The organism is Amycolatopsis sp. NPDC006125, from assembly GCF_040614195.1.
Classification (GTDB): domain Bacteria; phylum Actinomycetota; class Actinomycetes; order Mycobacteriales; family Pseudonocardiaceae; genus Amycolatopsis_E; species Amycolatopsis_E tucumanensis.
The window spans coordinates 1-10,243 of record NZ_JBEXTZ010000165.1; the positions used below are offsets into that span (position 1 = coordinate 1).

13 protein-coding genes and 1 pseudogene are annotated in these 10,243 nt (G+C 70.8%); 3 read left to right on the top strand and 11 right to left on the bottom strand.

Annotation, left to right across the window (positions count from 1 at the left end; translation table 11 throughout):
- Positions 1-157: 157 nt before the first annotated feature.
- From pxpB to ABZ193_RS41715, 3 genes are read right to left on the bottom strand one after another with little or no spacing between them, the layout of a single operon-like run.
- The gene (gene pxpB / locus ABZ193_RS41705; RefSeq protein ID WP_020422447.1) at positions 158-778 is read right to left on the bottom strand and encodes a 5-oxoprolinase subunit PxpB; all 621 of its coding nucleotides are present in this window, start codon (positions 776-778) and stop codon (positions 158-160) included.
- Positions 775-1,551, bottom strand: a complete 777-nt coding sequence (locus ABZ193_RS41710; RefSeq protein ID WP_020422448.1) for a 5-oxoprolinase subunit PxpA — start codon at positions 1,549-1,551, stop codon at positions 775-777. Before ABZ193_RS41710 ends, pxpB begins: the two co-directional genes overlap by 4 nt.
- Positions 1,548-2,873 (bottom strand): MFS transporter, encoded by a 1,326-nt coding sequence (locus tag ABZ193_RS41715; RefSeq protein WP_235716282.1) that lies wholly within the window; start codon positions 2,871-2,873, stop codon positions 1,548-1,550. The genes ABZ193_RS41710 and ABZ193_RS41715 overlap by 4 nt, the downstream gene beginning before the upstream one ends.
- Positions 2,874-3,081: 208 nt before the next feature.
- Between ABZ193_RS41715 and ABZ193_RS41720 the strand changes: the two genes are divergently transcribed.
- Positions 3,082-3,792: a GntR family transcriptional regulator gene (locus tag ABZ193_RS41720; RefSeq protein WP_020422450.1), complete on the top strand. Its 711-nt coding sequence runs from the start codon at positions 3,082-3,084 to the stop codon at positions 3,790-3,792.
- Positions 3,793-3,838: 46 nt separating this feature from the next.
- Here the strand turns inward: ABZ193_RS41720 and bcp are convergent, their stop codons facing one another.
- The 3 genes from bcp to ABZ193_RS41735 all read right to left on the bottom strand — a co-directional run bounded on the left by bcp (position 3,839) and on the right by ABZ193_RS41735 (position 5,253).
- Positions 3,839-4,318, bottom strand: a complete 480-nt coding sequence (bcp, locus tag ABZ193_RS41725; protein ID WP_020422451.1) for a thioredoxin-dependent thiol peroxidase — start codon at positions 4,316-4,318, stop codon at positions 3,839-3,841.
- A 24-nt stretch (positions 4,319-4,342) separates the two neighbouring features.
- Entirely contained in the window at positions 4,343-4,870 is a 528-nt protein-coding gene (locus ABZ193_RS41730; protein ID WP_354714283.1) for a hypothetical protein, read from the bottom strand.
- A 200-nt stretch (positions 4,871-5,070) separates the two neighbouring features.
- Positions 5,071-5,253 (bottom strand): hypothetical protein, encoded by a 183-nt coding sequence (locus tag ABZ193_RS41735; protein WP_017987385.1) that lies wholly within the window; start codon positions 5,251-5,253, stop codon positions 5,071-5,073.
- A 180-nt stretch (positions 5,254-5,433) separates the two neighbouring features.
- Between ABZ193_RS41735 and ABZ193_RS41740 the strand changes: the two genes are divergently transcribed.
- A complete protein-coding gene (locus ABZ193_RS41740; RefSeq protein ID WP_020422454.1) occupies positions 5,434-6,231 on the top strand; it encodes a hypothetical protein in 798 nt (265 codons plus the stop codon).
- Positions 6,232-6,284: 53 nt separating this feature from the next.
- Here the strand turns inward: ABZ193_RS41740 and ABZ193_RS41745 are convergent, their stop codons facing one another.
- The 5 genes from ABZ193_RS41745 to ABZ193_RS41765 all read right to left on the bottom strand — a co-directional run bounded on the left by ABZ193_RS41745 (position 6,285) and on the right by ABZ193_RS41765 (position 9,785).
- Positions 6,285-7,025 (bottom strand): SDR family NAD(P)-dependent oxidoreductase, encoded by a 741-nt coding sequence (locus ABZ193_RS41745; protein ID WP_354714285.1) that lies wholly within the window; start codon positions 7,023-7,025, stop codon positions 6,285-6,287.
- A gap of 21 nt (positions 7,026-7,046) precedes the next feature.
- Positions 7,047-7,679: a DUF4383 domain-containing protein gene (locus ABZ193_RS41750; RefSeq protein ID WP_027936527.1), complete on the bottom strand. Its 633-nt coding sequence runs from the start codon at positions 7,677-7,679 to the stop codon at positions 7,047-7,049.
- Between the two features lie 81 nt (positions 7,680-7,760).
- Entirely contained in the window at positions 7,761-8,573 is an 813-nt protein-coding gene (locus ABZ193_RS41755; protein WP_354714287.1) for an ABC transporter permease, read from the bottom strand.
- On the bottom strand, positions 8,533-9,339 hold the full coding sequence (locus ABZ193_RS41760) for an ATP-binding cassette domain-containing protein (protein WP_354714289.1): 807 nt from the start codon (positions 9,337-9,339) through the stop codon (positions 8,533-8,535). The genes ABZ193_RS41755 and ABZ193_RS41760 overlap by 41 nt, the downstream gene beginning before the upstream one ends.
- Positions 9,336-9,785: a MarR family winged helix-turn-helix transcriptional regulator gene (locus ABZ193_RS41765; RefSeq protein WP_354714290.1), complete on the bottom strand. Its 450-nt coding sequence runs from the start codon at positions 9,783-9,785 to the stop codon at positions 9,336-9,338. The genes ABZ193_RS41760 and ABZ193_RS41765 overlap by 4 nt, the downstream gene beginning before the upstream one ends.
- A gap of 150 nt (positions 9,786-9,935) precedes the next feature.
- Between ABZ193_RS41765 and ABZ193_RS41770 the strand changes: the two are divergent.
- A pseudogene (locus tag ABZ193_RS41770) lies at positions 9,936-10,035 on the top strand (transposase); the annotation flags it as partial.
- Positions 10,036-10,243 lie beyond the last annotated feature (208 nt).

Here is a 10,243-nt window from a genome sequence, read left to right on the forward strand (position 1 = left end):
CGACGACACCCGCCAGTCCCTCCAGCGGGGCGAACGCGTCCGGATCCCCGTCGCGACCGGCGGTCGGCCGCCCCGGACCGGCCGACCCCCAGGGCGGCCAGTCCGGGACGTCCCAGGTCCTGCACCGTGGTCAGCGGACCCGGCCGCACCACCTCGATCATCGAACCTCCCGGAAGCGGATGCGGGTGCCGGGCCGCAGCAGGGCGGGCGGACGGCGGGCCGGGTCCCACAGGGGGACCTCGGTCCGGCCGACCAGCTGCCAGCCACCCGGCGAGGACCGCGGGTAGATGCCGGTGAACTCACCGGCGATGGCGACCGCCCCGGCGGGCACGTGCGTCCGCGGCGTGGCCCGCCGCGGCAGGTGCAGTTTCGGGTGCAGCCCGGTCAGGTAACCGAAACCGGGCGCGAACCCGCCGAACGCCACCGTGTACTCGGCGGCGGTGTGCATTTCGACGACGCCGTCCGCGCCGAGGCCGGTGTGCTTGCCGACCTCGGCCAGGTCGGCGCCGTCGTAGTACACGGGAATTTCCACCAGTTCGCCGCGCATCGCCTGGGCGGGCACCGGTTCGGTGCCCGTCAGCAGCTCCGCCAGCTCGCCGGCGCCGATCACGGCCGGGTCGAAGCGCACCAGGAGGGTGCGCGCCGCAGGCACCAGTTCCGTCACGCCGTCGGGACGAGGGTCGGACAGCGCGGAGTACAGGCCGAGCACCGCGTCGATCCCGCCGGTGTCGCCGACGTCGACCAGCAGCGCCTGGTCCCCGCATCGCCGGATGTTCATGCGAAGCTCCGCACCTCGACCCCGGCCGACACCAGGGCGGCCCGGGCCGCGGTGGCCAGTTCCACCGCGCCCGGGGTGTCGCTGTGCACGCACAGCGAACCCGCCTGGAGTGGGATGACCGTGCCGTCCACGGCCACCACTTCGCCGTCCCGCACCAGCCGGACGCACCGCCGCGCCACCTCGTCCGCGTCGGTCAGCACCGCCCCCGGCTCGCGCCGGGGGAGGAGCCGCCCGTCGGGCGAGTAACCGCGGTCGGCGAAGGCCTCGGCGATGGTGGTCAGCCCGGCCTCGGCGGCACGCGCCAGCCACCGGGACCCGGGCTGCCCGAGCACGGGCAGCGTCGGGTCGTACTGCCACACCGCCTCGGCCACCGCGCCCGCCTGCTTCTCGTGCGTGGCGATGGCGTTGTACAGCGCGCCGTGCGGCTTGACGTAGGCGATCTCGCCGCCCGACGCGCCGGCCAGTGCGTCGAGCGCACCCAGCTGGTAGAGGATTTCGTCGATCAGTTCGACGGGGTCCACGTCGAGGAACCGGCGGCCGAACCCGGCCAGGTCCCGGTACCCGACGTGGGCTCCGATGGTGACCCCGCGCTTCACCGCCGCCTCGCAGACGTGCCGCATGGTCGAGGGGTCACCGGCGTGGAAGCCGCAGGCCACGTTGGCGCCGGTCACGACGTCCAGCAGGGCTTCGTCATCGGCGATCCGCCAGGCGCCGAACCCTTCGCCCACGTCGCAGTTCAGGTCGATGGTGGCGGTGGTCGCGGGGGCGCTCATCGTGCGACTTCCACCGTGTCGGCCGAGGTGACGACCGGCTGCTCCTCGGGCGCCCGGCGGCTCAGGGCGACACCGATGCCCGTCACGATCGCGGTCACCAGGACGTAGAGCGCCACGGCGAACCAGGAGTCGTAGGCGTCGAGCAGGGCGGTGAAGATCAGCGGAGCGACGGCGCCACCGACCACACCGGCGAGGGTGTAGGCCAGCGAGCTACCCGTGTAGCGCAGCCGCTCGGTGAACTGCTCGGTGATCATCGCGGCCTGCGGGCCGTAGAGCAGGGCGTGGATCGCCAGCGCGACGACCATGCCGACCGCGATCGCCAGGTAGGACTTGGTGCCGGCCAGCGGGAAGAACAGGAACGGCCAGACACCGGCGGCGATGGTGCCGATCGCGTAGAGCTTGCGGCGGCTGACGCGGTCGGAGAGCGCACCGGCGGCCGGCATCAGGAACAGCTGGAACGCCGAACCGATCATGACGGCGGTCAGGCCCTGGCTGCGGCTCATGCCCAGCTCGCTGGTCATGTAGGTGAGGACGAAGACGGTGAACAGTGAGTACAGGACGTCCGGGCAGATGCGGATCAGGATGCCGGCGATCAGGGCACGCGGCTCCTGGGTGAAGACCTCCTTGATCGGGGCCTTCGGCTTCTCGCCCTGCTCGGCGATCTTCTTGAAGACAGGGGTCTCCTCCAGCTTCATCCGCAGCCACAGGCCGAACAGCACCAGGACACCGGAGAGCAGGAACGCGATGCGCCAGCCCCAGGACTCGAACGCGGCGGTGGTCATCACCGCGGCCAGCAGCGCGATCACACCGTTGGCCAGCAGGTTGCCCGCCGGCGGGCCGATCTGGGCCGCCGAGGCCCAGAAACCGCGCTTCTTCGGATCGCCGAACTCACTGGACAGCAGTACCGCGCCGCCCCACTCGCCACCGACACCGACACCCTGCGCGAACCGCAGCGCCACGAGCAGCACGGCCGCCCAGCCGCCGATCGCCGCGTGGGTGGGCAGGATGCCGATCAGGAAGGTGGCGATACCGGTCAGCAGGAGGGTGAACACCAGGACCTGCTTGCGGCCCAGCTTGTCGCCGAGGCGCCCGAAGATGAACCCACCGAGCGGGCGGGCGAGGTAACCGACGGCGTAGGTCGAGAAGGCCGCCATGGTGCCGGCGAGGCTGTCACCCGAGGGGAAGAACAGCTTGCCGAACAACGTCGCGGCCGCCACGGAGTAGGCCGCGAAGTCGTAGTACTCCAGAGTGGTGCCGGACAGGCTAGCCACGAACGCGCGGCGCAGTGAGCGCTTGTCCGTGGGCTCAGTCGAAGCGGTCATCACGGTGTCCATCCATCGAAGGGGAGTGAGGTAGGTCATGAAGTTAGGGATTGTTGAACGATCCGTCAATACTTTCGAGGAACATGGACACCGCTTCGAAGCGTCTGGATAGACTTTTCGTAGAACAAGTCGCAGGTTGGACCGTCCTTCGATGGACTGGTTAAGTTTCCGTTACACGGTCCGACCCCTGATAAACCGGAGGCCCAGCGTGACCACCGACGCCGAGTCCATGGGCTCGATCCTCAGCACCGGGCTCGAAGCCGACCGCCTGTTGCTGGGCCGCACCAGCACGGCCGAACGGCTGGCGGACATCCTGCGGGGGCGCATCACCGAGGGCTTCTTCGAGCCCGGCAGCCGGCTCTCCGAGGAGGCGATCGGCGGGGCGCTCGGCGTCTCCCGGAACACCCTGCGTGAGGCGTTCCGGCTGCTCACCCACGAGAAGCTGCTGGTGCACGAGCTGAACCGGGGCGTCTTCGTGCGGCGGCTGTCGGTCGAGGACGTCATCGACCTGTACAAGGTGCGCAAGCTCGTGCAGTGCGCCGTGCTGCGGGAGATCACCAGCCCGCCGGGCGACAAGCTGCAGGCCGTGGAGGCCGCCGTCGCGGACGGCGAGGACGCGAAGAAGCGTCAGGCCTGGCGCGAGCTGGGCACCGCGAACATCCACTTCCACCAGGCGCTGATCACGCTCGCCGGCAGCCCGCGGGTCGACGAGCTGGTCCGCGGGCTGCTCGCCGAGCTGCGGCTGGTGTTCCACGTGATGGCCGACCCGCAGCCGTTCCACGAGCCGTACCTGGAGCGCAACCGGGAGATCCTGGAGACGCTGCGCACCGGCGACGGCCTCACGGCGGAGCGGCAGCTGGCCGCGTACCTCGACGACGCGGAGGAGCAGCTGGTCGAGGCCTACCGCCGGGTGATGTGAGCGCGGTTCCGGCGCGGGCGGCACTTCGCCCACGCCGGAAGCGGGGTCAAGCCGAGATCTTGAGGTCCTTCAACAGCTTCGCGACGTGACCGGTCGCCCGGACGTTGTACATCGCCTTCACGATCGTGCCCTCGGGGTCGATCACGAACGTCGACCGGATCACGCCCTGCACGATGCGCCCGTAGTTCTTCTTCTCGCCGAACGCGCCCCACTCGGTGAGCACCGTCTTGTCCGGATCGGACAGCAGCGGGAACGTCAGCTGCTCCGCCTCGGCGAACTTCGCGAGCTTCTCCGGCTTGTCCGGCGAGACACCGAGCACCTGGTAGCCGGCGCCGTCGAGTTCGCCGAGGTTGTCCCGGAAGTCGCAGGCCTGCTTGGTGCACCCCGGCGTGCCCGCGGCCGGGTAGAAGTAGACGACGACGTGCCTGCCCCGGAAGTCCGACAGCGAGACCTGCTTGCCCGTGCTGTCGGGAAGGGTGAAGTCGGGGGCCTTGTCGCCGGCGGTGAGCCGCTGCGGGTCAGTCATGCCCCGAGCGTATCCGGGCGAGGGTCAGGCCGGCCCGCAGTACACGGCGATGACCGGGCTGGTCGCCGTCGGGCGCAGCGTCAGCCGCATCTCGGCCGGCTCCGGCGGCGCGGTGAAGGCCAGGTTCAGGCGCACGTCGCGCCCGGGCTGCACGTCCTTGCCCGCGTCGACGATGCCGCTGTAGCCCTGTGTGGAGTCCACGACCTGCTTCGACGCGACGTCCCCGACGGTCGCCGACACGCTCAGCCCGGACAACCGGTACGGCTGGTCACCCTCGTTGCGGATGATGATCTCGAACGCGACCGCCCGGTCGCTGCGCGGATAGGCGCTGTTGCTGGGCTTGAACGGTTTCGGCGCGGACACCGACACCGCGACCCCGTCGTCGAACCGGTACTGGCCGCCGAAGTCCAGGGTGCGCAGCGCGGGGACCGCCTGCTGGATAGCGACATCACCGCCGGTGCTCGTCGACCCGCCCTCGACCTGCGCCGGCGCACCGCAAGCGGTCACCGCCACCAGGACGAGGGTGGCCATCGCGTGCCTCGGGGTGCGCACAGGGGCCACTTCCTCACATCTTCGGCTGCCCGGCCGGCTGGTCCGTTCGGGGTAGGTATTTCCGCCGGGCGCGCTCCACTCTGTCCCTAGTCGCGGGCGGGTGCGAGTCACGGCGCGGGGTTGACGCGGACCTGGTGTCGGGCTGTGGCCGATCCGTGATCGGCGGGCCACCAGCCGTGATCGCGCTCACCCCGATGGGGTCACACGGCCATCGCGAGGAAGAGGATGAAGGTGCCGCAGCCGACCAGCCAGGCGACGATCAACCAGCCGAAGTCGCGCCACGGGTCCACCGTGTGGTTGTCCTCGCCCGGCACGTAGACGCCGCGTTGCTCGAACCAGTCCGCCACGCTGCTCACCCACGACAAGGGGTTGCGGCCAGCCACGCTGTCACCTCCGGAACTGCGCGATGCGGCTCACAGTATCGGGTCGCCTCAGCCATCGGCTCGTCACGGTGCGTACGACATTTGGCCCAATGGCTGTGACCTCGATCACGACCTGAGGCAACGAACTGATAACAACAGTAATCATGTCGCGGGCAGTAAGCGGATTTGGAGAGGTTCAGCGTGACGAGCGACGACAAAGACACTCGACCGAGTGCCACGACGCGGCAGATCAGCGTCGCGGAGTTGCTGCGCAGGGAAGGCGTCACGCAGGAGTTCACCGCGGTCAAGCTGCCGAAGGAGCCCGTCGACGACTCCGGCATCACCCCGGAGATGGCCGACGCGCCCACCGTGCGCATCCCGGCGGCCAGCATCCTGCGCCGGGAGAGCGAGCCGGGCAGCCGGTGGGACAAGCGCAAGGCAGGCCGCATCGGCGCCCTCGCCGCCGGTGTGGCGGCGCTGGCCGGGGTCGCGGTCAGCACCCTGACCACCGGGCAGCTGCACGACGCCGCCGCGCCGGGCGGCGCGGGTGGCGGCCCGGACACGAGCACCGGTCACACGCCGACCAGCACGATCGCCGCCCCGCAGCAGCAACTGCTCGCCAGCAGCACGCCGACCTCGACCAGCGCCGAGCTGCCGCCGTCCGGCAGCGCGTCGTCGCAGGCCCAGACGCCGGCGGCGCAGAACGGGACCAGCAGCGCGAGCAGCCAGGCGCGCACCAGCCAGTCGACGGCCGGTGGCACCACGGCGGCGCCGACCACCTCGCAGGCCGCCCCGGCGCCCGCCGTCAGCACGACGACCGGCTCCGGCAGCGCCGAGACCACGTCCCCGGAGACGACCACGCCGCCGGAGACCACGACCGAGCCGAGCTCCCAGCAGCCGAGCAGCTCGCCCGGCACGACCCAGCCGACCACCAAGAAGAACGACGGCCTGGTCGGCGGTCTCCTCGGTGGACTCGTCGGCGGTCTCCTCGGCGGCTGACCACCCCTCACCACGGCGAAGGCCACTCCCGGCGGGAGTGGCCTTCGGTCGTTTCAGCGGGGCATCCGCCGCCAGATCGCCCGCGGCAGCAGCCGCATCAGGAAGAACACCGGCCGCAGCACCGGCGGCACCCACACCTCGCCCCGTCCCCGCCGCAGCGCGCGGACCGTCGCCGTCGCGACCTGTTCCGGCGTGCTGGAGAACGGGGCGGGCGACATGCCCTCGGTCATGCGCCCGACGACGAAACCCGGACGCACCAGCAGCAGCCGCACGCCGCTGCCGTGCAGGGCGTCGGCCAGGCCGCTCGCGAACCCGTCCAGCCCGGCCTTCGCCGAGCCGTACACGTAGTTCGCCCGCCGCACCCGGACCCCGGCGACCGAGGAGAACACCACCAGCTGCCCGCCGCCCTGCGCGCGCAGCAGGTTCGCCAGCTCCGTCAGGATGCTCACGTGCGCCACGTAGTCCGTGTGGATCACGGCCATCGCGTGCGCCGCGTCCCGTTCGGCCCGCTCCTGGTCGCCCAGGACCCCGAACGACACCACGACCGTCTCCAGTGGACCGTGCTCGGCGACGATCCCGTCGAGCACCTCGCGGTGCCGGGCCACGTCGTCCGCGTCGAACTCGACGCGGACCACCTCCGACGCGCCGGCCCGGCGCAGCGACGCTTCCTCGGAGTCGAGGTCGCCGCTGCGCCGGGCCGCCAGCACGAACTTCCGCCCGCCGTCCACGAGTTTCCGTGCCACGGCGAGCCCGATCTCACTGCGCCCGCCGAGCACCAGCACCGTTCCGCTCACGCCGGGCAGTCTGCCCGACCGTCAGTGGGCGGCGCGGCCCGACCGGTGCATCCGCCAGCGCGACGGGCGGTGGTGGCCGGTCTGCGGTCCCGTCTGGGCCGCGGTCTGCTGCGGCACCGGGCGGGTCGGGACGTCCGCGTTGCCCGGCACGTTGTCACCGGTCACCACCGGCTGCTGCGTGGTGGTGGCGGTGTCGGTGGACTCGACGTGCACCTTCTTGCGCGCCGGCATCACGGCCATGATCAGGCCGAGCACCGCGGTCGCCCCGTGCAGCCAGTTGTCGGCGGTGTTGAGGTTGAGCGGGTTGCCGAGACCGGACACCGGGTTGGCCGAGATGACCCCGGTGATCATCAGGCCCCAGATCGTCACCAGGCCGAACCCGATGAACAGGACCCAGCCGTAGGTGCGGGCCGAGGCCGATGTCGCGGCGAACAGCAGGCCGAGCACGCCGACCACCACGTGCACCAGGTTGTGCAGCGGGTTGATCATGAAGCCCATCAGCATGTGGTCCGTGTTGCCGGTGAAGTCACCGAACCCGGTGCGCACGAACCCGACGATGCCGATCGCGAGGTAGACCAGACCGACGAGCGCGGCGAGCACCTGGACCGGCTGGAAGCCGGCCACGCGGACGCGGGCGTGTTCCGAACGAGACATGTCGCCTGTCCCCTTAATCCGACGGTCACCACGATTGCGTGATGTGCCCAACGGGTTACCCGGGGGTGGAATCGGGCAAACTCACCGCACGAGCCGCCCGAGCAGGGCGGATGCGATAGCGATGGCGATGACGGCGGAGCCGGCGAGCACCCCGAAATCCACCCATACGTGGTCCGCGGTGCCGATCAGCAGTCCCCGCAGGGCGTCCACTTCGTAACTGAGCGGGTTGACGTGGCTGAGCACGCGCAGCCAACCGGGCATCAGATCCACCGGGTAGAGCGCGTTCGACCCGAAGAACAACGGCATCGTGATCGCCTGCCCGATGCCCATCAGCCGTTCGCGGGACAACACGAGCCCGGCGATCACGATCGACAGGCAGCAGAAGAACGCCGATCCGAGCACCACGGCGAGCGCCGCGCCGGCCAGTTTCAGCGGGTTCGCGGTCAGGCCGACGCCCAGTACCGCGGCGAGGACCAGCACGATCACGGCCTGCGCGAGGGCCCGCACCCCGGCCGCGAAAGCCTTGCCGGTGACCAGCGCCGCGCGCGGCGTAGGCGTGACGAGCAGCTTGCCCAGCACGCCGGCGTCACGTTCCCAGATGATCTGGATGCCGTAGAAGATCGCGATGAACAACGCGGACTGCGCGAGGATCCCCGGGGCGAGGAAGTCCAGGTAGGGCGTGCTCCCGGTGGGGATGGCACGCAGGCGGGTGAAGGTCTCGCCGAAGATCAGCAGCCACAGCGCGGGCTGGATCGCGCGGGTGAGGAGTTCGGCGCGGTCGCGGCGCAGCTTCTGCAGTTCGACCAGGCACATCGTGCCGACCCTGGACACCAGGCGGCGGACCGCGCCCGGATCAGCCGAGGCGGCGGGCGGTGCGGCGAGCGGCACGGACATCGCGGATCCCTCCCTTGTCTGCGTCGTCGAACGCGTCACCGGTGACCGCGCGGAATACGTCGTCCAAAGTGGACTCGGGTCCGAGTTCCGCCCGCAGGTCCGCCGGGCTGCCCAAAGCGCGGATCTTGCCGCGGTGCATGAGCGCGACCTGTTCGCAGTGCTGCTCGGCCTCGTCCATGTAGTGCGTGGTCACGAGCACCGTCATGCCGGTGTCGGCGCGGACCTGCTCGATGCGTTCCCAGACGCTGGAGCGGGCCACCGGGTCGAGCCCGATGGTCGGCTCGTCGAGTATCAGCAGCCGGGGCGCGCTGACCAGCGCCTGCGCGAGTTCGAGGCGGCGGATCATGCCGCCGGAGTAGGTCGAGGCCGGGCGGTCGGCGTCGCTGCGCAGGCCGACGGCGCCCAGTGCGTTGTCGACCTGCTCGGCCCGTTCGCGGCGCGGGACGTCGAAGAGGCGGGCGAACAACGCGACGTTCTCCCGCCCGCTGAGCGCGCCGTCGGCGGAAAGTTGTTGCGGCACATAGCCGATGAGCCGCCGCACGCGCATCTTGCGGCGCGCGGCGTCGAGCCCGAACACCTCGACCGCGCCGGCTTTCGCGGGCAGCAGGGTGGTGATCATGCGGATGGTGGTGGTCTTGCCCGCGCCGTTGGGTCCGAGCAGTCCGAAGATCTGGCCCGCCGGGATCTCCAGGTCGACGCCGTCGACGGCGACCGTGTCGCCGAAGGCGTGCCGGAGCCCGGCGCAGCGCACCGCGGGTGTGGTCATCTCTCCTCCTGGATCGCGGCGATCAGCCGGCCGAGAGCGGGCAGGGCGGCCTCGATCACGTCCTGGTCTGCCGCCGGCAGGGTCGCGATCGCGTCGGCCACGAAGCCGGTGCGGGTGCGGCGCCAGTTAGCCAGCCGGGTCCGCGCCGCGGCGGTGAGTTCGAGCCGTGCGGCCCGGCGGTCGTCCGGGTCGACGTGGCGGTCCAGCAGCCCGGCGTCGACGAGCTGGTTGACGAGCGTGCTGACGGAGTTCCCGGCGAGGTGCAGGGCACGAGCAGCCGCGGCGACGCCGATGCCGGGGTGCTCGTGGACCACGCGGAGCAGCTCGACCTGCGCCGGGCGCAGCGGCGCGTGCGGCAGGGTGTCCCGCACGCGCCTGCGGACGACCCGTCGCAGCGCGGCCGTCGTGGTCATCAGGTTCTCGGCCAGTTCTCGCACGTCGCCCAAGTTAGCTCTGTTTGAGAGCTGTTAGCAACGCTCACTAATCCGGCGATCCGGAGGAACGGGAGTGACCGGTCAGCCGAGGAGTCGGTGATTCGACTTGACGAGCAGTGGCAGGTGATCGAGCCGTTGGCGACGGTGTCGGGGACGAAGAGACGCCCGCGGGGCGATGACCGCCTGGTGATCAACGGGATGTTGTTCAAGGTCATGACCGGCGTGGCGAGACTTGCCGGAGCGATATGGGCCGTGGAAGACGGGTCCCGCGGCGGACCCACCGCCAAGATCCACCTGGCCTGCGACGGCCACGGACGGCTCCCACCGGAGCATGATCGACCTGGCTGCGCTGCTCATCCGGCTTCGAGGGCAGGCTCTAGGTGTGTTGTTTGGTGAGGTTGGTTCCGCGGCTGGCTGGGGTGTGGCCGTCGATGCCGGTGTGGGGTCGGTGGTAGTTGTACCAGTGCAGC

Bases quoted from the DNA above. Each gene is read 5' to 3' on its own strand.
- pxpB (WP_020422447.1), bottom strand. From the start codon at position 778: ATGAACATCCGGCGATGCGGGGACCAGGCGCTGCTGGTCGACGTCGGC.
- ABZ193_RS41710 (WP_020422448.1), bottom strand. From the start codon at position 1,551: ATGAGCGCCCCCGCGACCACCGCCACCATCGACCTGAACTGCGACGTG.
- ABZ193_RS41715 (WP_235716282.1), bottom strand. From the start codon at position 2,873: ATGACCGCTTCGACTGAGCCCACGGACAAGCGCTCACTGCGCCGCGCG.
- bcp (WP_020422451.1), bottom strand. From the start codon at position 4,318: ATGACTGACCCGCAGCGGCTCACCGCCGGCGACAAGGCCCCCGACTTC.
- ABZ193_RS41750 (WP_027936527.1), bottom strand. From the start codon at position 7,679: ATGTCTCGTTCGGAACACGCCCGCGTCCGCGTGGCCGGCTTCCAGCCG.
- ABZ193_RS41755 (WP_354714287.1), bottom strand. From the start codon at position 8,573: ATGTCCGTGCCGCTCGCCGCACCGCCCGCCGCCTCGGCTGATCCGGGC.
- ABZ193_RS41760 (WP_354714289.1), bottom strand. From the start codon at position 9,339: ATGACCACACCCGCGGTGCGCTGCGCCGGGCTCCGGCACGCCTTCGGC.